The following is a 23768-nucleotide window of genomic DNA, read 5'->3' as shown; positions in this document are numbered from 1 at the left end:
ACATGGCAGATGACTTAGACGAGTTCCTACGGCAGGCAGCGGAGCGCCGTAAAAACCGGCAACAGCAAAAGAACGCTCGCCCACCCATCGCTCCACCACCTCCTGTCGTAGCCCAACCTGTTCGAGATCCGATCCCGACCCTCCGGCCTCTCGCACAGCCCGATACGTTTGGATCTTCCAATGCCCCGGCTCCACGCAGCGCCACTCCACCACCCTTGGCACCTGCCCGCGAAGAAGCCTCGCGGTTCCCTTCGCAATTCGATCGTCCCCCCGCACCAACGCCGCCGCCGAAACCCAAAAAGAACAAACAAAAGAACTCTTCGAGGCCTGATCCCGAACCTGCACTCCCGCCCGTGATTCCTACATTGGCTCCCTCCGCCGAACTTATGGCTGCACCCTCGGCACCCCTCCTCAACAATCTCAACATCCGGGAGCAAATTCGAAACCCACAATCGCTCAAGGCAGCGATCATCCTCAGCGAAATTTTGAAAAGACCATGGCAGTAGCGACCTCCACGACCTCTCCGGACTTCTCGAGATCCGTTCAAGGTCTCTTGCCCGCCATCGCTCAGGATTCCCAAACGCTCGAAGTCCTCATGTTCGCATGGATGAACGAAGAGGCTTATCGCGAAACCTTGGCCACCGGATTTGCTACCTACTTCAGCCGCTCTCGAAACAAACTCTGGAGAAAAGGAGAGGAAAGCGGCCACCGACAAAAAGTGGTCGAACTGAGAATCGACTGCGATGCCGATTGCATCCTCCTGCTCGTTGAGCAGACCGGGGCTGCTTGCCATGAAGGCTACGCAAGCTGCTTCTTCCGTAAATGGGATACACAGCAATTCTCAATCGATCGCGCTCGAATCGTCGACCCCTCTGCCGTCTATCGTTCCGCGGAGTGACGAGCCCACATCCCGCAAAGAAATCTTACGGACCTGCGGCTTCTTTTAATCGTTCGAGGTCCGTTTTTTGATCCTGCATATGCTCCCGAAGCGCGCGCTCGAGCGATTCCATGTCACCGAATACATCGGAAAAGAGCTCGATCAGCTTGGACCTTGGAATCCCCGCCTCCGCCTCGAGGGTTAGCTCGGCGCACCGGCGATAATATTCGGTCAACTTGGGGGCATCGGTCTCCATGAGGAAATGAGTCAGCGCCCAAGCTCCGCCATACGCATCTACGATTGTCGATGGAGGCATCTTGGGATCGAACAAATAATCCGAGATGAGAAACTCCATTCGGCTCCTCGATGGATCGCCGCTGAGCCTGCGATACCCTAGCAATCGTCGAGGGTTGAGTGAACCGACTCCCCCCGAAGCTACTCCAGCGGGTGTTTCGAAATAGCAAGCCAACCCTTCATGCGCCCAGGAGAGACCAAGCTTTCCACGTGGCATCAGACCGGTGTTGCCGGCCAACTGATGGGTTGCTTCATGAGATACCACCTCCGCGTCGAGCTCGTCTTTCAAGATCTTTACCATGAGCTCCAGCGAATTGGTTTGCTGGGCCACTTCCCTCGAAAGGGTCGTCCCTCGCACCTGCAACTTGGTTCGCTTCATCTCCTCGACCAACGCGGTCAGCAATCGCATCTCGTCGGTGGAACTTCGATCGTAAAAGACGCTCACGTTATCCGTCGGAGACCAAAAACCTGCCGCCGACTGTAGCTGCGGATCAAGCTGCGTGGCGTAGCGTAGATAGTCCCTTTCCTCCGAGAAGAGAAGCACCATCAACGGTTCGGATGGAGCCTCCAACACGATTCCGTTCAAGGCGAATTTGAGAAAGAAGGATTCGTACACCGTTTCCAACCTCTCCAATCGCTTGGACACCCGCGATGCTCGGCTGGACGCAGACGATTCTCTCTCCATGTCGTGCAGCAGCAGGTAATGGTTGCTCCTGGCGACCTTCATCGAATCGAGTTTCGTGATGCTGCGTAGCTTCTGTTCACTCTCTGCAAACCCTTGAACGGGCCTTTTGATCTTCGCGCGGGCTTCAATCAGTCGCGCTACCGTCGGATGATTCGGCTCCCGTTTATAGGCCGCACTGCAGCACTCGTAGAACTCCTTCAACCGGCCATGGCGAAGCGCGACGTGAGCCGCTTTGAGATAGTCGGCCACCTCGTTGGACTTGCTCGCTTCAAACCAAAGCTTGCGGTACTCCTCCAAGCGGGTCGGGGCCTTCACCACCACCGCTTGATCGCGATCCATGGCGACCGAAGGGTAGCCAGGATAGGTGAACTCCATAAGGTTCCCCGAATGCAGTTTGGTCTTCCCCTCGAGAACGATCGATGACTTCGCACCCGGAGGCGTGTAGACGAGGAAATCCCCCAAGCAATCCGAGGGCATCGCGCAACCCACCACCATCACCCATGCAATCCAGTTTCTCATCGTTCGGATGGCAAAGCGCATGGCGTCGTGCGTTGGTTGGTTTGGAATGCGAGCAAGGAGCCTGTCGAAGACCGACCTGCCCAGTATAGTCCAAACCGCTATAGTCCAGACCGCTCACTCACGAAAACGATCTGGACGTTATTGCGAACCGGGCTCGCACCAAATAGGAGTTTGGATTACTTCGATTGCTTCGACCGAGACAGAAAAACCGACTGATCAATCACTTCTCCACCTCCTCGTGTGACCAAAGATCGCAACTGAACGGATGACAGTTTCGGGTCGAGATAACGAACCGAACCATCCAGGAGCGCCACCAGATAATCCTTCGCCATCGCAGGAAGCCGCGTCGGGCTAAATGCCTCGTCCTCTGGTTTGGTCCAAACGACCGGCTCGCTCGATTTTACGATGGCGATGGTGTTGGAAGTACCATCGACGACGCGTTCGAGGCCCCCTTGGGAACCATCCCCTGAATCGATTGCTCCTGGGCCAACCATCATCTTGAACGAAGTATGTCCTGGATTCCATTCATCGGTCTTGAACACAGTGGGCATCCGATCGACGAGTTTCTGATTGTGTGGACTATCCCATGGCTCGTCGAAGTGATATTCACGATAGAGATCCCCATATCCCAGAACAGGCAAAATGGCGACCCGCCAACTGTGGGGAGGATTCTGCTCGCTCCTTCTCATCTCCGAACTAGGGAGATGTCGAAATTGAGACTCGAACATATGGAATGCTAGAAGGATCCGCTTCAGCTTCTCGTCGTCCCCTTTCAATGCTTGTTCCTCAGCCTCCACCTCGTTGGAGGCGGGAGTCTCGATATAACTCTTGAGCGGATCGTTATTTTGAAGCTCCGCATCCGAACCTCGCGGCAGAATGCGAGTGATCTCGAATCGAAAATCGTAGCCCATTTTTCTAGGCGTCTCCGATCGGTAACTGCCAGGATCTCCTTCCATCCTATCACCACCGAAACCGATAGCTCCCGGCACTCCCATACCTGGCCCTCCCATACCTGGCCCTCCCATACCTGGCCCTCCCATACCTGGCCCTCCCATACCATAGCCACTCATTCCGTAACCGCCCCCACCGACCCCGTCATTAAGAGGACTTGCTCCGTAGCCGCCACTGCCATAGCCGCTCGAAGAATCCGCTTCGATGCCGGGAATGGAAACGTTGATTCCGTTGGCTTGGAACAATATCTGTTTCAATTGCAGATCGATCCAATCGGATTGCAATGCCAATCGTTTTTGAAGCGCCGCCTCCATCTTCGCCATGCGTGCTTGCAGCTTGTCCAACTCCCGAACGCGCCGCTCCAGATCCATGGTGAAATAGCCCTCAAGGGCCGCTCGCAACTCCTTCTCAATTGCCGACCGCTCCTCAGGCGTGGTTGCCGCGCGCAGCGACGCTCGAAGCTTCAATATCAACTGAGCCACTTGCTGCATCTCTGTAGGAAGGGTCGGTTCTCCCGACATCAATCCACCGCCGTAGCCTTCCATCCCCATGCTGCCATAGCCACCAGAACCTTCACCGCCGTAGCCGCTACCTCCACCGGGGTAACCACCACCTCCACCGCCGTAACCACCAAGTTCACTGCCATCGCCTCCATAGCCCCCCGAGCTCTCGGCGGCAGGAGGAGCGGGCCGCTCCCGGAGCGATTTGCGAATATCATCCAGCGTCTTCGGTTTCGTTCCTTTCGAATCATCGTTCGGTGCACCAGGTTGTTTCGCATCTCGCTGTGTAGCGGTCTGAGAGAGAACCGGGGAAGGTGAAATCCATCCGAGCATGACGGCGACGGCTGCCCATCGGTAAGCGTGCAAACATCTCATCTCATCATCTCCTTAGTGGGGAATTTGGTTCGTTCTATCGATTGCGTTCTATCGATTGCGTTCGAATCGGTTCTCGTAAGAATCGATTTTTCGTTGAATCCGATCAATCTCTTGCTGAAACTCCAGAGAGTCACTCATCCAGCTTTGCAACGTTTGCTGTAGATCGGTCGGTAGATCGCTGAGCTTTTCCACCTGAACTGGAACAGGAGGTTCCTCAATGGGGGGCATTTCAGAGGTAGAGGGAGGCTCGGGAACGATGGGTTGCGGGATCGAAGGACCGGCAGGGTTCCCTGCATCCGATCGCAACAACCCGTTGCCCCCGAGTGCTAGAAATGCAGCGAAAGCAATCAAGGAAACGGCCCCCAGCACTCCGACAGCCCCCATCGGTCTGCGGTGGCGATAGAGCGTTCGTTTGCATCGCGTCCAAAGGCCCGGGCGTTGAACGTAGGTCCGTTGCAGCATCTTGAGCATTCGTTCTTTGACTTCGCTGGCGTTCCCGGGTCGTTTGTTGGGGCGTTTCTCGAGTAGCTGATCGATCAAATAGCAGAGGGAGTCTGGCAGCTGAGGATTCGATTGCCAAACAGGGCGATGGGGATGATGGCAAATGCGATGCAGCACTCCCATCGCACGGTCAGCCCGAAAGGGAGGATGGCCGGTGGCGATGAAATACAAAACGGACCCCAGGCTGAAAAGATCGGACCGATGATCGATTGCCTCCCCGTTGGCTTGCTCGGGCGACATGTAGTGAGGCGTACCGGCTACGATTCCTGTTTGGGTGAGACTGGCGTCGTCGGCGGTTCGAGCTAGCCCGAAGTCGGTCAGAAGCACCCGTTCCAGGCCGGCTTCGAGAAGAATATTGGCTGGTTTGACATCGCGATGCACGATGCCTTGCTCGTGGGCAGCTGCCAAACCGCTCGCCGTTTGCATGCCGATGCGCAGGATCTCCTCGACCGAGAGGGGGCCATCTCGTTCGATTCGGGATTGCAGCGACTCGCCAGGGACATACTGCATCACCAGATAAGGATGAGGCCCGCTGGATTCGACGTTGTGGATGGCGACGACATGCTCATGCACGACCGCCGCGATGGCCCGCGATTCCCTGCCGAAGCGCTGCCTCGCAGGGCCGTTGGTCGCCAAGTGCGGCGCGAGGACCTTGATCGCAACCGAGCGATTCAGTTCGGTGTCGAACCCTTTATAGACGACACCCATCCCACCCGAACCGAGTCGACGTTCGATCTCATATCGACCGATCCGCCCCAGCATTTCGGGATGAGAGGGGGATAGCAATTCTCGGTCGTCGATCTCTTGGGACGAGTACTCGTCCTTGACTGACGCTGGACCTCCTGCTTCTCGCTTCTCAAACGAGGCTGTCGCGTCGAGCCGCGGCGAGGGGAGGAACTCGGATCCCCCTGGAAGTAGCTGAGCCGCTTCGACGCAGACCTCGTCGCTGGACAGAAACTGGTTCAGCCGGTTCTGACAATGCTCGCACGACTCCACATGCGAGGCAGCGAAAGCCGTCTCGCCCGTCTCATCGACTTCGGTCAGCAGCATCCGAAGCTGCTCGTCGCTCACGTGGATGGCTTGGGACATCGAACAATCATTCCTGATGGGGGGATGGGGACAGGGAATATGCAGACGAAGACGATTCCTCCAATCGTTTCACTTCATTGCGAAGCTTCGCGATAACGCGACACTTGGCCACCAGAACCGCGCCGGGGGTCATGCCTAGCTCACGGCCGACCATCTCCGGGTCCACGCCTTCCACCGCCGAACGATGAAACGCCTTCCACGTGTTTGCGTGGACGCGGAGTTGCACCCGCTGTCCCGCCACCTGAAAAAGCTCGCGTCGGTATTCCAAATCGAACATTGCGCTGATTTCAGCGCTGAACCCCATCGGATCGGCAAACTCCTCGAGTTGCTCCGAGAGGGACTGGATCGGGGCCGTCGGTTTGTACTGGCGACGGGTTAGGAAGTGAATCATGGCATTGCGGGCGATCGTTCCCAACCAAGCTCGGAACTTTCCTCGCTCGGGGTCGGGGATAAACTCGTGCACTTTCTTGGAAACGGCGAGGAAGACCTCTTGGACCAAGTCGCTAGCATCCGCTTCTTGGAAGCCCCGCACCCGAGCCAACCGGAATAGGAAAGGTCGATAGATTTCGATGAATTGCTCCCAAGCATCCCGGTCCTGCCGGTCGCGGAGTCGTATGAGCAAACTTTCTCGGGTATCGATCATGGCTGTTTTGGTTGGCGAGTCGTGAAATGCACCCCACTACAAACAGACAGCCTAGCACTCCTGGATTACAGCCGTTGCCGAGAGATTCTCAAAATCTTTTCCAAGTGGTGCACTCCAGGGCAACATCTCGATTTTAGATTCCGTGCCCGATTCCCCACCATCCACTATACTTTTGCCGTCCTCTCGCCCCGTAACCGAATCGACTCCATCCCCAGAGGCGTCCCCTTGAAGACCCAATCGCTTCCTCTTTACGTTTGCTTGGCCACCCTTTCGGCACCCGCGATTCCCTTGTCCGCGCAGCAGCCCGCTCTCCCCCGCTTTGAGAACGGAGAAGCTCAAGTCGTCGACGCGTTTGCCAAGGACTGGGTCCAACACGACCTTTGGGTCGAAGCTCCTTTTGATTCCGACGGAGACGGGAAAAAAGACCGAATGCACGTCGCCGTCACCCGCCCCGCACAAACCGATTCGGAAAAGCTCAAGGTCCCGGTCATTTACCAATCCAGCCCCTACTACGCTGGCATGGGTTCCAACGACTCCAAACACATGTGGAACCCGAAACAGCAAATTGGAACCGAACCGCCAAAACACGAAGATGCACCGAAGATCGAACAACGAAGCCTCCGTCCAGTTCTCTCTCGCGATCACCTAAAAGAATGGGTGCCTCGCGGTTTTGCCGTCGTGCACTCCTCCTCCCCAGGCACCGGGCTCTCGCAAGGCTGTCCAACGGTCGGCGGCGACAATGAATCGCTCGCTCCCAAAGCAGTCATCGATTGGCTCAACGGCCGTACCAAGGGATACACCACTCCCGATGGCGACGAAGAAGTAAAGGCCTACTGGTCGACCTGTAAAGTAGGAATGACGGGAACGTCGTACAACGGAACGCTCGCGCTGGCGGCTGCGACCACCGGTGTGGAGGGACTGGAAGCGATCATCCCGGTCGCTCCGAATACTTCCTACTATCACTACTACCGCTCCTATGGTCTGGTCCGGCATCCAGGGGGTTACATCGGTGAAGATATCGATGTCCTTTACGACTTCATCAACAGTGGCAATCCCGATCGCAGGGACTACTGCGACTGCGAAGTCCGCGACAAGGGAATGTTGAAGGAGTTCGATCGCAAAGACGGGAATTACAACGCGTTCTGGAAAGAACGAGACTACTTGCATGAGTTGGGCCCCATGAAGGCTGCCATGCTGATGGCCCATGCCTTCAACGATTGGAACGTCATGCCTGAACACAGCATTCGTATTTACGAAGCGGTCAAAGCCAAGGGATTGCCAACACAACTGTACATGCACCAAGGAGGACATGGCGGCCAGCCCCCCGTTTCGCAAATGAACCGATGGTTCACTCGCTATCTCTACAACATCCAGAACGAAGTGGAAAAAGATCCACCTGTGCGCATCGTCCGCGAAGGAAAGCCACGCGACGAACCCGAGTCGTACGCCAACTACCCACACCCCGATTCCAAACCCATATCGTTCCGATTGGAAAAAGGAGGCATCAGCTCCGGTGCACTCGTGCGCAATGACCGAAACGCAAATGGAAATCGGATTGTTCCTGTCATGAGCCAAGGGGCGGAAACACTGATCGATAACTTCTCCTTCCCCGGCTCTGCTCTCGCCCAAGCCGAATGGTCCAATCACCGGCTGATCTATTCCACCAAGACCCTGGAGAAGGAAATCCACATATCTGGCACCCCGAGAATTCGCTTGCGCGTCGCCTCGAACAAACCGTCGGCTTGCTTGTCGGTCTGGCTCGTCGCGCTCCCTTGGACGGGAAGCAAACAGATCACCGATGACGTGATCACTCGTGGATGGGCCGATCCCAAAAACGCGAAGTCGATGGAGAAAGAGGAGCCGTTGGTACCTGGCGAATTTCGGACCGTCGAGTTCGATTTGCAACCCGAGGATCAAATCATCCCCGCCGGCCAAAGCATCGGATTGATGCTCTTCGCCAGCGACCGGGATTTCACCCTTTGGCAGGAGCCAGGTACTGAACTCACGATCGATCTAGACCAAAGCGAGCTCACCCTGCCGATCGTATCGAGCTCGAATTAGGCCATCCGATCTCACACACAAGACGCGAGCCACGCCGAGCGAACCACGTCGTGCGAGGCTCGCGTTGTTTACTGGTAGAACGTGTTGGCTTCTCCACCTGCACGGGTTCCGAGTGCCCTCCAGACAGGCAACTCAATGTTGGAAGAAATCGATTGCACCGAACCATCCATCATCAGCGTGTTCACCACGCCGGTGTGGTAGCTGCGCGACGTGATGACGGCATACGTGGTGGAGGTCTGATCCCTACCCTCTCGACTGCTCGAAACGTCGAAGTCAAAGGTCCGTCCGTTAACCACATGCGGGACTCGCGTGTTCGGTGAAAAAGTGGTTGTGAATCCAGTATGGATCGCTCGGCCGCAAACCCACTCGGTGTGGCCATTGGACTCGGACCAAGCACCTCCGCTGATCGAAGGGGATACGGAATCGGGGGTCAGCGGTGCCGTCGCCGGCAACGTGGCATCGTGCACGCGAGGCGTAAAGGCCTTGACCTCCGCCATGCCAATCGTGTTGCTGAGGCCATCGCTAAAGCCCCCCACGCGGGATCGCAAGTTGGGGGCAAACGCAGCCCCGCCGTCCGCGCGATTGACCGGGTTGTAAACCAAATACGGACCGACGCTCAGCGCATAGCAGAGCGGATAGTGCTCCGGGATTCCATTGGCGTCGAGCCGCTGCCGATCGTTGATGTCGCTTGGACAAATCAACACAGGAACCTTGATCGTCGCTACCCCGTTGGGAGGGAAGTTCGCTTTGTTTCCCGCCGTATGGTAACCGATGGAGAAATCGATCAAGCGAAAGGTGTTATCCCCTTCGAGGAACGGGAGGAGGAACGATTGCCCCGACCAAGGCTGGCCGGCAGATCCCCCCAACGTAATGGTCGAGGGAGGAAAGGATTTGAACGTCCCTTCGTAATTGTGGAGTGCTAAACCGAGTTGCTTGAGATTGTTTTGGCAAGACATCCGACGCGCTGCCTCCCGGGCGGCTTGAACAGCCGGGAGCAACAACCCCACCAAAATTCCGATGATCGCAATCACGACCAGCAACTCCACCAACGTGAAGCCTTTTTGCATTCGCTCCGACCGATTCACCCCACCACGATTTGAGCAAGCCATCTCATCCCTCTCCAACGCTACGTATCGACCCAACACGACTCCTCCCGTCCCGCTAACGCAAGAACACTCGGAAGGATCGGTCAAACGTGGCTGGCTGAGGTTCGTCTTCGAAAGCGCCGAAGAAAATCCAATCGCTGGCTTCGCCGTCTCTTATTGAGACTATGTTTCAAGAGAATAGTGACATCGAGCTGTAAGTCAAGATGTCCCCTCGGCGAGTTAACGCAGACGCTGAAGGTGGCGAAGAAAGTCGCGATCCAGTTTGGTCAAGTCTTCGCCGAAGCAAGAGCGGAAGAGCTCCAGTCGCTCCCGCGTAGAGGGCTGGGTTCCGACAGGTATTTCCCGAATGAGCTGAAGGTATTTGACGAAGTCTTTGGAGCGGGTTTGGACCAAGAAATGGGTAAGTCCCCAAGCTTCTGCGTAGCTGTGGGTCATCGTTTCCCCGTTTCGCAATCGATTGTCGTCCGAGAGCAAGAGAGCCAAGGAGTCAGCTGTACGGAGGGGGAGGTATTGCGCGAGGTTGTTGTAGTTGTGCTGATTGATTTTGCCGATTCCTCCCCATCCCCCTTTGCTGGTCAAGTCGGGGGATTCGAAGTAAGTCGCCAATCCTTCGCTCAGCCATAGGGGGCTTGCTCCAAGCCGAGTTTGAAGACCGCAATTGAAAGCGATTTGGTGGCAGGCTTCATGGACGATGGTCGCGACCGTCCGTTCCGCTTCTGGGCGAGACAGGATTTGCTGTACCAACGTATCCCGATTCACTCGCATATTGCTGGGGAGCATTCCTTCGACGCCCGTCAGGTCGTAGGAGGCGAGACGATTGGTCCCTTGGTGGTAGTATCCGAAGGTATTCTCGGCCCCTTGAAATTCTTGGCTTGCATACCGGACGTAATCCGCTTTGGTCTCGAAGATGAGCGAGACCAGGGGAAACCTCGGGGCCGTGAGCTCGAAGCCTTTGGACTTCCAGAAGCGATGGAATCCGCGGTAGAGCCGTTCGTACAGATCGACGTTCCATCGAGCGTAGGCTTCCGTGGTGTTGTAGCAGAGGAGGAAATGATCGCTGGCGAGAACACGGCTGTTCGGAGGCATCCATTTCAGCATTTTTTGCCCGAGGTCGAGCGGCTTGGTTGGTACCAATGGGCCGGATTGGGTCTCTTTGGAAACCAGTTCCTCTGGAGAAATGGCGGTCAGCGCCCCATCGGCATCCAGAACCAGGAGCCCGAAACCGTCCCGCTCCGCCGCCAACTCCCCTTGCACCGATTTGGATTCTCCGTTCTCGCGGTACTGGACGGAAGTCGTGGGGACCGCGTCGGGGGCGAGGGGAGTCGCCGGAATGGTTGAAGGCTCTTGAGCACACAGGCTGCCAATTCCCGATCGGAGAGACAGGGCATGGACCGAGAGAGTCGTCGCGGCAGCGATCCAACTCCGCCGATTGCCGTCTGTGGGGTGGGAGTGCATGGCTTTTCCTGTTCCTGTTGGAAGACCGATTCCCCTGGAGGACCGACCCGGATTCACGCGGCCGTCCCTCAAGTCAAGGTCGGCCAGCAGAAAACGGCCAGCGGAAATCTCCTAGTCGAGATCGGCGGGGGGTTTACTGCGGAAGACCGCAACCACGTCTTCTACGGGGATCACATAGAGTTGGTTGTCGACTTCGAAATCGACAGGTATTGCATTTTTGGGATGAAAAAGGATTTTGTCGTACTGCTTCAGGGGCACATCCTCGTCGTGCTCGATCTGTTGGCTGATCGTAACGATTCGTCCGGTAATCGTGGGAATTTCTGCTGCGTCGGGGAGTGCGATCCCTCCGCGAGTTTCCCTTTTTGGCTCGTCTTTGCGAACGAGAACGCGGTAACCGATGGGTTCGATGTAATCAAAGTTCGTAGATTTTTTTGCCATGGCCCCAGCATAGGGGAGGAACAGAAATCGACAAGTACATTTGCACTTGCGTCGACCGGCAAATTCGTCATACTCCTGGGCTTTCCCCAAACGAAAACGTCGCCCGCTCCGCGCGGCAATCGTAAACTTATATTGCATGGACTTGTCCATGCGTGTCGTTATTTTGGCACCGGAATAGCTTAGGAATGATTGAAACAATCGAAGTAGCGAAACGCGATCAAGTTGGTTCGCGTGCAATGATCAAGATCCGAGAAAAGGGTTTGGTGCCTGCAATTCTCTATGGTCACGGCGAAGAAAACATTTGCTTGACCTTGCCATTGGACACGGTCAACAAGCTGATCAAGCACGGCACGAAACTGGTCAATTTGACCGGATCCGTGACCGATACGGCCTTGTTGCGATCGGTGCAGTGGAGCAGCATGGGTGACTATGTCATCCACGTCGATTTCGCACGCGTTTCGCAAACGGAAACGGTGGATGTGACGTTGCCAGTCCATTTGCACGGCGAAGCGCCGGGCGCGATGACCGCAGCGGGCCAGTTGCGATTTGTGGCCCACGAGGTCGTAATTCGCTGCCCAGCGGCGAAGATTCCAGAGTTCATTCATTGCGACATCAGTCATTTGCAATTGGGCCAGTCGATTCACGTCAGCGAGCTGAAGCTTCCCGAGGGAGCGACGCCCGTTACGCCTGGTTCGATTGTCGTGGTTCAGGTAGCGGTAGCAGCGGGTGAAGAAGCCGCTGTTGCAGCCTCGGGAGCTTCGGAGCCCGAGTTGATTCGCAAGGAAAAGGCAGCCGATTCGGCTAGCTAGTGGGTTTCGGTTGTGGAGTTGACCCCCTCACGATTGTCGATGGTGGTAGGGCTCGGGAACCCAGGGACCAAGTATCATTGGACCCGGCACAACATCGGATTTGAATGTTTGAATTTAGTTCACCGGAAGCTTGGTTCGCCAAGTTTGCAGACTAAATTTGAAGGCCAGTTTGCAAGGGTCAAGCATAGCGGGCAGGATGTCTGTTTGGTTTGGCCTTTGACCTATATGAACTTGAGCGGACGGTGCATTGCACAGTTTGCAAGGTTCTACCGCATCGAGCCAGCGAATATACTGGTGGTTTGCGATGATTTGAGCTTGCCCTTGGGCCGGCTTCGGATTCGCAAATCGGGCTCGAGTGGTGGGCAAAAAGGGTTGGAGGACATCCTTCGTTGCCTGGGCACTCAAGACGTCCCACGTCTTCGGATCGGGATCGACCCGACACCGGATAGGTGGGAGACCGCGGATTATGTGTTGAGCAAATTCGCGGCCGCCGACAAAGAAGTTGTCGACCAAGCGTTGGTTCGCGCGGATGCGGCCATTGCGTGTTGGTTGAGCGATGGAATCGACGTTGCGATGAATTTGTTCAATGCGTCGGAACCTCGTTCGCCGAAGAGACCAAAACAGAAACCATCGGACACATCCCCAGGGAGCGATTAGTCGCTTCGAAATCACAGGCGATCCGGCGAAGGGATCGCGATTAACAGCGTAGGAGTTGAAAAAGTTGGCTACCGGAATTTACGAATGCCTTTTTTTGTTTGATAGCAATCACTACGCCCGCGATCCGGGCGGTGTTGCTGCCTCCGTTCAATCGATGATCGCAGATTTGGGTGGGGAGATCTTGGTAAGCCGATTGTGGGCCGAGCAGCGACTTGCTTACCCGATCAAGGGTCATAACAAGGGTACCTACTGGCTTGCCTATTTCCGACTCGATACATTGAAGCTCAAAGAACTGAACCGGACTTGCCAGCTCAACGAGAGCTTGCTCCGTTTCATGTTCACCAATATCGATCCGCGATTGATCGATGCGTTGGTGGCGCACGCCCAAGAAAAAGTTGTTGTGCCCATTGATGCTCTCGAACGACAGCCCGTAGGCGTTGGCGTGGGTGCCGACGATGAAGAAGAATCCGAGGTCGAGGACGAATAAGAGATTCGGGCTCGGCCAAACGTTGCCGTAATCGGCTTAGAGACCGGGAGTGCACAACATGGCTAGCTACAATCGAGTTATTCTCCTTGGAAATTTGGTTCGAGATATCGAACTCAAATACACCACCTCGCGGTTGGCGGTATGTCAAAACGCGATCGCCGTGAACGAGCGGCGAAAGAATGCAGCAGGCGAATGGGTCGACGAGACCTCCTTCGTCGATGTAACCTTTTTCGGTAGGACGGCTGAGGTTGTCGCCGAGTATTTAGGCAAGGGTTCCCCGATCTTCGTCGAGGGCAAACTCAAGCAGGATACTTGGGAAAAGGACGGCCAAAAGCGAAGCAAATTGTATGTGATCGTCGATCGCATGCAGTTGATTGGCAGCCGCAATGAGTCGAAAGGCTCGGGCGCTCCAAGGCCGCAAAACAACGGCAACCGATTTGCAGATCAGGAACAACACGGTTCTCCCGATATGCACGTGTCGGAGGTTGGGGATGGTGGATTCATCGATGAAGACATGCCCTTTTAGTACAAAACATTATTTTAAAACCGCTTTGGTTAGTGATTTGAAATGACAACACGAAAGATGCGTACTCCGACATTCCCTCGCCTTCCCAAGGGACCGAATGGCGGTATCCAGTTGATGCTCATCCAAAACGTCGAGTATCTCGGTAAAGCAGGGGATGTCGTCGAAGTCAAACCTGGACACGCGAACAACTACCTTCTTCCCGAAGGATTGGCCATCGTCGCGACCGACCACCACAAACGGATGGTCGATAAGCACCGCGCGAAGTTGGCAGAGATCGAGAAGCAACGACTCGTATCCCTCCGACAACTGGCCGATCAATTGTCCAAGCAATCGATCAACGTCGAAGCCAACGCCAACGACGAAGGTCACCTCTACGGTAGCGTCGGAGCGACCGAGATCGTCGCCGCACTCAAGGCCAACGGCTTCACGATCACCAGCGAACAAGTTCGATTGGAAGGGGTTCTCAAGGAATTGGGCCTCTACACCGTGAAAATCCAATTGCACCAAGAAGTCGGCACCGAGCTCAAGGTTTGGGTGGTTCCGACCGCTGCAAACTAGACCGCTGCAAACTAGACCGCTGCAAACTAGGCCGCCGGCATGGATTTTCGGTCAAGGTTCTCATTTTTAAGGCGAGGGTTGACGGCTATAACCCAAGTCGAGAACCGTAGCGGACGGATGACGAGATCGATGTCATATCCCGCGTGACCGTAATCCTCCCCTTCAGTATTTGCGAAGAGCTGGTTCATCGAACCGGCTCTTTCCATTTCACAATCGGCCGCGAGGCTCAAACCGCGGCTCTAAATCTCTCTGTCTCCCTCTTTCAGAATCGGAGCGATGGACCGGCCAGATCCCGGCGTGGGATCGCTAGGTCTTCGGCTTTATCCCGGACGCGATATGGTATCGCCGGGACGGGAACAACTCTCCCTCTTCAAACCACCTTCCCAAGTTGGCCTCGTACCAGTTCGGATGCTTGGTAACCAAAACCAACCGCCCCCCCGGCCTCAGCGAACGGTGAGCGGCCGCAAGAAACTTTTCGGCAATGTGGAAGTCACCGAAGTAGGGGGGGTTGGCGAGTGCCATGTCGTAGGTGCCCGGTTCCCCATAGACTCCTGTCCAATTCACTTCCGTCGTCAGGTTGGTTAGCCCATTGAGGCGAATCCCCCGCTGCACACAATCGATCGCACGTGCGTTGGCGTCGACGGCGTGGACACGAGCGCTGGGATCCCGTTTCGCCAAGCCGAGTGCCACCGAACCAGCACCACAGCCGATATCGATCAGTTTGGATTCAGGGTAGACGTCGACCGCATCCAGTAATTGACGTGCTCCGTTGTCTAACTGACGATGGGAAAAGACTCCGGGACGCGTCACCATCTTGATCAGCTCATCGCAATCGCGATAGGCGAGCTCGCAAGCGAAGTCCTTTCGTTTCTTCAGTTCTGCTGTTTTTTCGATCCAGTAGACCGTTCCCTGATCGTGCTTGCGCACCTTCACGCTTTTCTCAAAGATTTTGAGCTGATCGAGCACCCAGCGATCGTCTGGGTTGTCGACGGAAACGAAAAGGACCCCTCCGAGGACCAGCTGATGAAAAAGCTGCTGCATGTAGTCGCGGGAAAGCTCCCCCTCTCCCGTCGTTACCAATGAAAGGAGTCCGGCATGGATTCGGGAGTCGGGAAGATCGGCATCGCATCGAACCGTGACATTTCCTGGGGGGGAGACTGGGGAATTGTCTTCGCCCAACTGAAGGTGCCCTTCGGTTCGGCTGGCTTGGAAGGAATCGATGTGAAAGCACTGAATCTCCAAACCGAGGGGATCCCCTGCCATTTGTCGAGCCAGCCCCTCGGCAGCCTGATGCCTCCCCGAGGAGATACTGACCAGTTTAAAAGATTCGAGATCGGGAATCCCAAGTTTCTTGCGGAGACCCACCCAGTCCCATTCACGGAGCGTTGCAGCCAAGATGGCTTCTTCGGCTCGGGGGGGCAAACGGCGGGCAACCGGTTCGTAGCCGTCGGAGGGGGGAGGAGTTTCACTCATAACTTGGTCGTCGGAAAAGCGGATGGAATGGGCAACCGTATGATAGACGCTCTGAGCCGGATTCCTATTCGAGATGCGGAGTCTGGACGAAGTTCGAGGGGAATTGCCTTCTCGATCACTTGCCAAAAAGGTAAACTACCCCGTGCAGTTTCTCCCCCTCTCCCAGAGAGACATCCAGCGGACCCGCGGCGCGTTTTATCGCTCGCCGAAATGCACCGCTTGGGGAACACCGCCGGAATCGAACAAACTTATGCACCGAACAACTCGGTGCTTGATCGCTGCGGTCGCTTCCTCCAATGCGGCACATTGCCGTTAGCGTTGAATAATTGAACAGCCAGCGTTTAACTTTTCAAGTCGCTCGATGGAATCGAGTACTTTCCCTGCGTTTTCGTACTACTTTTGAAGAGAGATGGCCGTGGAAGCATCCAGGAACCAGCTTGCCATTTCGAGCAGAACAGTGGGGAAGATTTCTTCGTCGTGCGAAACCTTTTCAAAGCGTATGTGTTTAAGTATCGGCCAAAAAACGATGCAACCTCTCGTTCGTGCGGCTGGCTTGTGAGCTTGGACGCGGATCGTGAACTAGCTTGGTAGTGACCAATCGAAAGACCAGCAATGAGCTCCTCGTTAACAGCATCAACTTCTCTTCAGTATCTGGATTCGCACTCGTACGCAGCCTCCTCCGTGCCCTCACTTGAAAACGTCTACATGACTGTTTACATCGTCGATAGCGACCCGAAGGCGCGAGGGGTGGTGAAGAAACTAGCCGATGGAGCGGGCTACACGGTCATCGAGTTCGACTCCGCGGACCGGTTTCTTTCCCTGATTCAGTCAGAGCCTTTGGGATGTATCGTTCTGGAATTGGAACTTGGGGATACCGACGGGACTTCCTTGATCCGCCGCATCCGGGACACCGGCTGGAAGATCCCCATTCTCATCGTGACATCCCAAAACGATATCGAGTGGTGCGCGAGCGCGTTCAACGCCGGAGCGAGCGATTATTTGGCCAAACCGGTGGACCCGGACAAACTGCTCAGCTGCATCCGAAACGCGTACGACGCATCGGAGAAGCGAAAACAGGAGCTGCAGGCCCAAATTGATGCCGAGAAGAAGCTCAGCAGTCTGACCCTTCGCGAACGTGAAGTCCTCGAGTTGCTCGTCGCCGGGAACTCGATGAAGACCATTGCCTCGAGTTCCGGAACCAGCTTCCAAGCGGTCGCGAGACATCGCCAAAGAATCCTGGAGAAGCTAGGGCTCGAAGGAGATGTCGCCCTTGCACGTTGGGTCTTTGACCTCCGTCGTGGAGGGGGAAAAGTCTAACGATTTGCCTCTTATTCGCCTCACGGGAAGGGCAATCACGGATTGACGAAACTCCCTTACATAGGCTAATCTTTTGCTTGAGAATCCCCCGATAGTTCCGGGGGATTTGTTTTTTTTACCTGTTGTTCGATACCGCAGAAGGTGACGGCGAATGCCCTTACCTGTGCACAGCCTCTTGGCCGGGGCTTGCATTGCAGGAACAACCAGACCACGGAGACTGAAAAATGGCCAACGAATTAGTCGAAAAATTGATCGAGGCCGGCGCGCACTTCGGACACCGAGTGAGCCGCTGGAACCCCAAGATGGAGCCGTACATCTACGGCCGAAAAAACCTCATCCACATCATCGACATCCGCGAAACGCTTCGCGGAATGCTTCGAGCGAAAAAATACTTGAACCAAGTCTCCGCGCAAGGCTCCTTGGTTCTGTTCGTCGGAACCAAACGCCAAGCATCGGAAGTTGTCCAACGAGAAGCTCTCCGTTGCGGTATGCCATTCGTCAGCGAACGATGGTTGGGTGGTGCTCTGACCAACTTCCGAACCGTCCGCGACCGAATGAAGCGATTGGATGAGCTGGAAACGATCATGAACAGCGAGCGCATCAACGAATACTCGAAGAAGATGCAATCCTCGCTCAATCGCGAATACCGAAAGATCTACCGGAACTTGAACGGCCTTCGAATCCTCAATCGCTTGCCCGAGTGCTTGGTGATCGTCGATCCTAAGAAGGAAAAGAATGCTGTTCGTGAAGCCAAAGCACTTGGTATCACCACCGTCGCCCTGATCGATACCGATTGCGATCCAACCCAAATCGACTTGCCTATCCCAGGTAACGACGACGGGATTCGATCCATCGACTTGATCATCAAGCAGCTGGCGGATGCGGTCCTAGCGGGCCGAGCAGAAAACCCAGAAATGCAAAAGAAGGCCGGGGGCGAAGCTAAAAACGACGTAACCGCCGAAATGGTTGCTAAGGCCGAATCGATGGCTTAATCGCCGATCGCTCCGCCCACCAAAGAATCAACTATGCGTCGGCGCCGATCCTGTTCGTGGGATTGGCGTCGCTTCGTTATCCGAAACGACTTCCATACAGGGATACAAACCATGTCGACTATTTCCGCAAGTGACGTCGCTGAACTTCGCAAACAAACCGGAGCCGGTTTGATGGACTGCAAAAAAGCATTGCAGGAGTCCAACGGCGACTATGAAGGTGCTCTGGATTACCTTCGCAAGAAGGGACAAAAAGTAGCTGAGAAACGCGCTGACAAATCTGCCAGCGAAGGCTGCGTCGTCACCGCTGTCGATCCTTCGAAGACCAAAGGGATCGTTCTGGCCCTCTGCTGCGAAACAGACTTCGTCGCGAAGAACGAAGGTTTCACCGATCTAGCCAAGCGATTGGGGCAGCTGGCGCTCGATAACAATGTCGAGTCTGTCGAACAACTCAATGCACTGAAGATCGACGGAATGACCGTCGCTGAAAAGCTCGTAGAACAAACGGGCAAGACCGGCGAAAAGATGGTCGTTTCCGAACTCTACCAGATCAGCGGCGACAAGATCGCGACCTACATCCACGCAGGAAGCAAAATCGGCGTTCTCCTCTCGTTCAAAGATGGCGGCAAACCAGGTGCCGACGAGTTCTTCCGCGGAGTTGCGATGCACATCGCCGCCATGAAGCCCACCATCCTGAATTACACCGAGTTCGATGCGGAGTTTGTGGCCAAGGAAACGGAATCGATGCGGGCTCGCATCATCACCGAAAACGAAGACCGCGCTCGATTGGGCAAACCTCTCAAGACGGTACCCCAATTCGTGAGCCGACTGCAACTCACCCCCGAGGTCATGACCGCCGCGGAAGACGCGATCAAAGCAGAATTGAAAGCCGAAGGAAAACCTGAAAAGATTTGGGACAAAATCGTTCCAGGCAAGGTCGATCGCTTCGTTGCCGATAACACCTTGCTCGACCAAGAACGATGCTTGCTCAACCAATTCTACGTTCTCGATGAAACGAAAACGGTTGATGCCGCCATCAAAGCCTTTGGCGACCAAGCCCAAATCGTGGCATACCGACGCGTAGCAATCGGCTAAGCTTCAGCACACGCCCGACCTTACCCTAGTACCTTATCCAACCGCTCGCGCCCAGCGGTTGATGGCAGTGGCTCTCTCTCTTGCCGCTTGGAACAACGTCGCTGGCCAGCCAATCTCTTCGCTGGCGAGTCAATCTCTTTGCCGGGCTAAACCGTCGCCGGTCGGTAGATCTCTTCGCTGGCCTTCAAAACGCTGCGAGGAGTCCCCTTATTCGTAAATGGGGAAGAATGTGTTGAACGCCTGTTCACAGAATACACCAGGATCGTTGAATCGCTGACCGCGATCAAGCGCCCCAATGCGTCCCATCTCCTCCTCGCTCAACGCGAATCCCTCGACATCCAAATTCTCTCGCAATCGATCTGGATTGCTCGACTTCGGGATCACAGACGTCCCTCGCTGAACTCCCCAACGCAATACCACTTGTGCTGGCGACTTACTATGCCTGCTCGCGATCTCAAGAATCACAGGTTGGTCCAGTACCGAATCACCCTGCGTCGCCATTCCCAACGGAATGTACGATGGCGCGCCCAACGGTGAGAAGGCCGTCATGGCGATCGACTCCTGCTGGCAATAGCGGAGCAACTTGGACTGCACCAAATAGGGATGCGACTCCACTTGAAGCACCGACGGCCGAATTCGGCATCGAGTCAACAGATCGCGGATCAATGCCACACTGAAGTTGCTGACTCCAATTTGCTTGACCAATCCCTGATCGACCAACTCCTCCATCGCCTGCCAAGTTTCCAGAATCGGTACCGGATCGTACTCCATCCGCGGCGGCTTCGCCTCTGGATCAAAGAACCATCCAGCCGGATAACGGGTACTCTCAGGTACATGTTTCAGCGCGATCGGGAAATGGATGAGATACAGATCCAAATAGTCAACGCGTAGATCCGACAGCGAACGCTTCAGCGCCGGGAGTACATGCTCGGCACGATGATTCGTATTCCAAAGCTTGCTGGTGACCCACAATGCCTCGCGGGCACATAACCGCTGCGATAACGCCTTCTCGATCCCTTGCCCGACCTCAGCTTCATTTCCGTAGTCCGAGGCACAATCTAAATGGCGGTAGCCCATCTCGATCGCTTGTACGGTCAGCGCCGCCGCCCGATCGTTCTCGACCTTCCAGAAACCGTAACCGACAGACGGGGGGGTACGACTCATTCGAGTTCGATCTTTCAATAAACGATTCTATAAAACGGTGGCGTTAGCGATGTCGCTCCACGCAGGCCTTGATATCCTCAAACACTTGATCCGCTGATTGCATCCCGTCTACCACTTCGAGCTTCCCCTGCTTGGCATAGTACTCGGTGAGGGGAGCGGTTTGCGTATGGAACACGTGCAACCTCTCACGGATCGTGTCATAGTTATCGTCAACCCTACCATCGATCTGCGCTCGCTTCAGCAATCGCTGAATCAACTCCTCCTCCTCCACCTTCAACTCCAAAGCCATATCCAGCTTGAGGCCTTGGTCTGCTAGATAGTCATCCAGCAACTGAGCCTGGATGAGAGTACGAGGGAAGCCATCGAATAACGCACCGTTAGCACACTCCTCACTTTGGAGCTTCTGCGCAACAATCCGCATCACGACGTGATCGGGAGCCAAACGTCCTGCATCGATGTAGGAAGCGACCCAACGAGAGAGGGCCGTCTCCTGTTTTTTGACAGCTCGCAACATTTCGCCGGTCGATAGGTGTGGAATGTTCAGCAGTTCGACCAACCGCTTGCATTGCGTGCCCTTCCCTGCGCCGGGAGGGCCGATAAAAACCAATCGCACGGAGCGGCCCTTTCTAGCTGGCTGTCCTGGTGGTAGGAATCAAGATCCAGGGGCTACTCTTCCAATAATCCCTTGTAGTTTCGCATGAGCAAATGGCTATCGATCTTCTGAATCAAATCAAAAGCCACACTCACCGCAATTAGCAAACCCGTCCCACCATAAAAGGAGGCTACGCTAAAGGAGACACCGAACTGAGAAGTGATAATGGTGGGAACGATCGCCACCACGGCCAAGAAAGCTGCCCCGACATAGGTGATCCGAACCATCACTTTCTCAAGGTAATCCGCGGTCCGTTTACCTGGTCGATAACCTGGAATAAACGCGCCCGAGTCTTGCAAATTCTGCGACATCTCCTTGGGATTGAACATAATCGATGTCCAGAAGAAGCAGAAGAAGAAGATCAAAGCCACATAGAGGACGTTGTATGCGAACGACGACCCGGAGTTCAACATCGCGGACAAAGCATTGAAGACCGAGGTCAACGCGGGCCACCACGATGCACTCGCGCTCGCCAACATTCCGAACACCAAAGCTGGGATCATCAAAAGACTCCCTGCGAAAATGATGGGCATCACACCCGACTGGTTGATCTTCAAGGGCAAGAACTGTTTCGATCCCCCCATCACCCGTCGTCCGCGAACGTGCTTCGCACTCTGCATCTGAATGCGCCGCTGCGCCATCGTGATAAACACTACCGCGAACACGACTGCGACAAACAGGAATGCCAGGACCAACAAAACGTCCGGTCCGATATTGCTACCGCTACCGCCGCTCAGCGAACTCGACATATTTTGCCTCAAGTCCCAAAGAGCCTTGGGCATCTGAGCCAAAATCCCCGCCATGATCAACAACGACACGCCGTTCCCGATCCCATATTCATCGATCTGCTCGCCGAGCCACATCAAGAACAAGGATCCCGCTGTCATGATGGCTACCGAAGTGATCTGCCAACCAAACGAAAGCTCATTCGATCCCGCTGCATAAAAGAACTCGGAAATCGAACCAGCCGACTGACCAATGATCATGTATCGGAGATAAACCCAACTCTGGATCACACAGATGAACACGGTCAAGTAACGAGTGTATTCGTTGATCTTCTTTCGACCGGCAGGCCCCTCTTTCCGCAGTTGCTCAATGGGCCCCCAAACCGTTCCAAGCAATTGGAAAATGATCGAAGCCGAAATGTAAGGCGCGATCCCCAAACCGAAGATGGTCAAGGTTCTCAAGTCGGTAGCAGAAAAAACCGCGACCTTGTCGAGGAAACTCTGCACCTGACCACCCATTGCGATACTGGACTCCTGCAAGACAGGAAGACGGATATGGTATCCGATTCGGTAGATTGCCAACAAAGCGAGGGTCAGCAATATCTTCTGACGAAGCTCGGGAATCGAAAAAACAACCCGAAGTTTTTCCAACATAGGCTTGATCCTGAACAGGTGACGTTCGCAACGTAGAGGCTGTATTGTTTCGAAAGATTGAGATCGTGACTAGCCGAATTCAACCTTCCTTAAACGAAAACACCACGCGGAATGCGTGGTGCTTTGAGTTCGATTTCCTTCGAAGTCAACAGGACCTCGCCGGACTACTCCGCCTTGAGAGCCGCAACGCGCTCTTCAGGGGTTCGCTTCGCAGCGATAATCTCGATCGAGCCGCCAGCCTTTGCGATCTTTTCCTTCGCCGTTTCACTTGCACGTGTCACGACGAACTTCAGCGCCTTGGTCAGCTCACCATCGCCGAGAATCTTGATCTCGTCGCAGCGAACCTTGACCAAACCCTTCTCGCGAAGCGTGGTTGGATTCACTTCTTCTCCCGCAGCGAACAACGCATCGATTGCGCTCAAGTTCACACCAAAGACCGTAGCGGCCCAGCGGTTGTGGAAACCTCGCTTAGGGATACGGCGAACCATCGGCAAATCACCACCATTGAAAATGGGGTGCCGCGAGTATCCGCTTCGGGACTTATGGCCGTTGTGTCCACGACCAGCTGTTTTACCCGTCTTGCTACCAACCCCACGCCCAATACGCTTGCGAGGACGGTTTTTGACGATGCCGTTGTTGATGTCTTCTAAATTCATGACAGTTTGACCCCTCGGAGTCGTTCGATATCTTCTTTGGTTCGGAGTTGGGACAAAGCGTCAAATGTCGCCTTGATCAACACCGTTGGATTGTTGGACCGGAAACTCTTCGTCAGGATGTCCTGAATTCCGACAGCTTCGCAAACAGCACGAACTGCTTGCCCTGCAATGATACCTGTACCGGGGCTGGCTGGCATCAACAAAACGTGAGCGGCGCCGAAGCGGCCCGACACTGCGTGTGGAATGGTCCCGTTCTGAACCGGGACGTTGATCATCGCTCGGTTGGCCGCCTTCTGAGCCTTGGAAACGCTCGGTGGAACTTCATTGGCCTTGCCGTATCCGTAGCCGACGCGACCTTTCCCGTCCCCCACGACAACCAAAGCTGCGAAGCTGAAGCGACGACCACCCTTTACCACGGCAGCGCATCGCTTGATCTTCAACACGCGATCGATGAGCTGATCGCCTTGACTATTCTCTGCAGTATTGTTAGCCACTCTATCGATCACTCCGAA

25 protein-coding genes are annotated in these 23768 nt (G+C 55.2%); 11 read left to right on the top strand and 14 right to left on the bottom strand.

Features of this window, described 5'->3' with window-relative positions; all coding sequences use genetic code 11:
• The first annotated feature begins 2 nt into the window (after positions 1-2).
• The gene (locus SH467x_RS12215) at positions 3-506 is read left to right on the top strand and encodes a hypothetical protein (RefSeq protein WP_482367392.1); all 504 of its coding nucleotides are present in this window, start codon (positions 3-5) and stop codon (positions 504-506) included.
• Positions 497-898, top strand: a complete 402-nt coding sequence (gene hisI, locus SH467x_RS12210) for a phosphoribosyl-AMP cyclohydrolase (protein WP_482367391.1) — start codon at positions 497-499, stop codon at positions 896-898. The genes SH467x_RS12215 and hisI overlap by 10 nt, the downstream gene beginning before the upstream one ends.
• A 25-nt stretch (positions 899-923) precedes the next feature.
• Here the strand turns inward: hisI and SH467x_RS12205 are convergent, their stop codons facing one another.
• The 4 genes from SH467x_RS12205 to SH467x_RS12190 all read right to left on the bottom strand — a co-directional run bounded on the left by SH467x_RS12205 (position 924) and on the right by SH467x_RS12190 (position 6434).
• Positions 924-2375 (bottom strand): DUF1570 domain-containing protein, encoded by a 1452-nt coding sequence (locus tag SH467x_RS12205; RefSeq protein WP_482367390.1) that lies wholly within the window; start codon positions 2373-2375, stop codon positions 924-926.
• A gap of 176 nt (positions 2376-2551) precedes the next feature.
• Positions 2552-4201, bottom strand: coding sequence for a DUF1559 family PulG-like putative transporter (locus SH467x_RS12200; RefSeq protein WP_482367389.1), 1650 nt, complete (start codon positions 4199-4201; stop codon positions 2552-2554).
• A 48-nt stretch (positions 4202-4249) separates the two neighbouring features.
• A complete protein-coding gene (locus SH467x_RS12195) occupies positions 4250-5791 on the bottom strand; it encodes a serine/threonine-protein kinase (protein ID WP_482367388.1) in 1542 nt (513 codons plus the stop codon).
• A gap of 7 nt (positions 5792-5798) precedes the next feature.
• Positions 5799-6434 carry an RNA polymerase sigma factor gene (locus SH467x_RS12190; RefSeq protein WP_482367387.1) on the bottom strand — a complete coding sequence of 212 codons (636 nt, stop codon included), beginning with the start codon at positions 6432-6434 and terminating at the stop codon, positions 5799-5801.
• 225 nt (positions 6435-6659) lie between these two features.
• Between SH467x_RS12190 and SH467x_RS12185 the strand changes: the two genes are divergently transcribed.
• On the top strand, positions 6660-8495 hold the full coding sequence (locus SH467x_RS12185; RefSeq protein WP_482367386.1) for a Xaa-Pro dipeptidyl-peptidase: 1836 nt from the start codon (positions 6660-6662) through the stop codon (positions 8493-8495).
• 68 nt (positions 8496-8563) lie between these two features.
• On the opposite strand, the gene SH467x_RS12180 is transcribed toward SH467x_RS12185, so the two are convergent.
• From SH467x_RS12180 to SH467x_RS12170, 3 genes are all read right to left on the bottom strand, one after another.
• A complete protein-coding gene (locus tag SH467x_RS12180) occupies positions 8564-9604 on the bottom strand; it encodes a DUF1559 family PulG-like putative transporter (protein WP_482367385.1) in 1041 nt (346 codons plus the stop codon).
• Between the two features lie 216 nt (positions 9605-9820).
• Positions 9821-11056, bottom strand: coding sequence for a DUF1570 domain-containing protein (locus tag SH467x_RS12175; protein ID WP_482367384.1), 1236 nt, complete (start codon positions 11054-11056; stop codon positions 9821-9823).
• Positions 11057-11167: 111 nt separating this feature from the next.
• Entirely contained in the window at positions 11168-11494 is a 327-nt protein-coding gene (locus SH467x_RS12170) for a co-chaperone GroES (RefSeq protein ID WP_146678332.1), read from the bottom strand.
• Between the two features lie 185 nt (positions 11495-11679).
• On the opposite strand from SH467x_RS12170, the gene SH467x_RS12165 reads away from it, so the two are divergent.
• The 5 genes from SH467x_RS12165 (at position 11680) to rplI (ending at position 14531) form a co-directional block, all read left to right on the top strand.
• Positions 11680-12303, top strand: coding sequence for a 50S ribosomal protein L25 (locus tag SH467x_RS12165; RefSeq protein WP_482367383.1), 624 nt, complete (start codon positions 11680-11682; stop codon positions 12301-12303).
• 39 nt (positions 12304-12342) lie between these two features.
• Positions 12343-12960, top strand: coding sequence for an aminoacyl-tRNA hydrolase (gene pth, locus SH467x_RS12160; RefSeq protein ID WP_482367382.1), 618 nt, complete (start codon positions 12343-12345; stop codon positions 12958-12960).
• A 64-nt stretch (positions 12961-13024) separates the two neighbouring features.
• Positions 13025-13447, top strand: coding sequence for a 30S ribosomal protein S6 (rpsF, locus tag SH467x_RS12155; protein ID WP_482367381.1), 423 nt, complete (start codon positions 13025-13027; stop codon positions 13445-13447).
• 58 nt (positions 13448-13505) lie between these two features.
• Positions 13506-13973 carry a single-stranded DNA-binding protein gene (locus tag SH467x_RS12150; RefSeq protein WP_482367380.1) on the top strand — a complete coding sequence of 156 codons (468 nt, stop codon included), beginning with the start codon at positions 13506-13508 and terminating at the stop codon, positions 13971-13973.
• A 42-nt stretch (positions 13974-14015) separates the two neighbouring features.
• The gene (gene rplI, locus SH467x_RS12145; protein ID WP_482367379.1) at positions 14016-14531 is read left to right on the top strand and encodes a 50S ribosomal protein L9; all 516 of its coding nucleotides are present in this window, start codon (positions 14016-14018) and stop codon (positions 14529-14531) included.
• 26 nt (positions 14532-14557) lie between these two features.
• Here the strand turns inward: rplI and SH467x_RS12140 are convergent, their stop codons facing one another.
• Positions 14558-14719 carry a hypothetical protein gene (locus SH467x_RS12140; RefSeq protein WP_482367378.1) on the bottom strand — a complete coding sequence of 54 codons (162 nt, stop codon included), beginning with the start codon at positions 14717-14719 and terminating at the stop codon, positions 14558-14560.
• A gap of 118 nt (positions 14720-14837) precedes the next feature.
• A complete protein-coding gene (locus SH467x_RS12135; protein ID WP_482367377.1) occupies positions 14838-16004 on the bottom strand; it encodes a class I SAM-dependent methyltransferase in 1167 nt (388 codons plus the stop codon).
• Positions 16005-16616: 612 nt separating this feature from the next.
• Here SH467x_RS12135 and SH467x_RS12130 point away from each other — a divergent pair.
• From SH467x_RS12130 to tsf, 3 genes are all read left to right on the top strand, one after another.
• Complete coding sequence (locus SH467x_RS12130; RefSeq protein ID WP_482367376.1) at positions 16617-17321, top strand: response regulator transcription factor; 705 nt, start codon at positions 16617-16619, stop codon at positions 17319-17321.
• Between the two features lie 224 nt (positions 17322-17545).
• Complete coding sequence (gene rpsB / locus SH467x_RS12125) at positions 17546-18313, top strand: 30S ribosomal protein S2 (protein ID WP_482367375.1); 768 nt, start codon at positions 17546-17548, stop codon at positions 18311-18313.
• Between the two features lie 111 nt (positions 18314-18424).
• Entirely contained in the window at positions 18425-19405 is a 981-nt protein-coding gene (tsf, locus tag SH467x_RS12120) for a translation elongation factor Ts (RefSeq protein ID WP_482367374.1), read from the top strand.
• Positions 19406-19612: 207 nt separating this feature from the next.
• Here tsf and SH467x_RS12115 read toward each other — a convergent pair whose 3' ends face one another.
• The 5 genes from SH467x_RS12115 to rpsE form a co-directional block, all read right to left on the bottom strand.
• Positions 19613-20569 (bottom strand): aldo/keto reductase, encoded by a 957-nt coding sequence (locus SH467x_RS12115; RefSeq protein WP_482367373.1) that lies wholly within the window; start codon positions 20567-20569, stop codon positions 19613-19615.
• A 43-nt stretch (positions 20570-20612) separates the two neighbouring features.
• Complete coding sequence (locus tag SH467x_RS12110; protein ID WP_482367372.1) at positions 20613-21182, bottom strand: adenylate kinase; 570 nt, start codon at positions 21180-21182, stop codon at positions 20613-20615.
• Between the two features lie 53 nt (positions 21183-21235).
• Positions 21236-22600 carry a preprotein translocase subunit SecY gene (secY, locus tag SH467x_RS12105; protein WP_482367371.1) on the bottom strand — a complete coding sequence of 455 codons (1365 nt, stop codon included), beginning with the start codon at positions 22598-22600 and terminating at the stop codon, positions 21236-21238.
• Between the two features lie 164 nt (positions 22601-22764).
• Positions 22765-23256, bottom strand: a complete 492-nt coding sequence (gene rplO / locus SH467x_RS12100) for a 50S ribosomal protein L15 (protein WP_482367370.1) — start codon at positions 23254-23256, stop codon at positions 22765-22767.
• The gene (gene rpsE / locus SH467x_RS12095; RefSeq protein ID WP_482367369.1) at positions 23253-23762 is read right to left on the bottom strand and encodes a 30S ribosomal protein S5; all 510 of its coding nucleotides are present in this window, start codon (positions 23760-23762) and stop codon (positions 23253-23255) included. The genes rplO and rpsE overlap by 4 nt, the downstream gene beginning before the upstream one ends.
• Positions 23763-23768 lie beyond the last annotated feature (6 nt).

Origin of the sequence: Brakhagea slesvicensis (genome assembly GCF_052161625.1) — a bacterium.
In the GTDB taxonomy this organism is placed as follows: domain Bacteria; phylum Planctomycetota; class Planctomycetia; order Pirellulales; family Pirellulaceae; genus JBKCUI01.
Note: the sequence above shows the minus strand (reverse complement) of the source record. Positions and strands in the feature narration are given on the sequence as shown.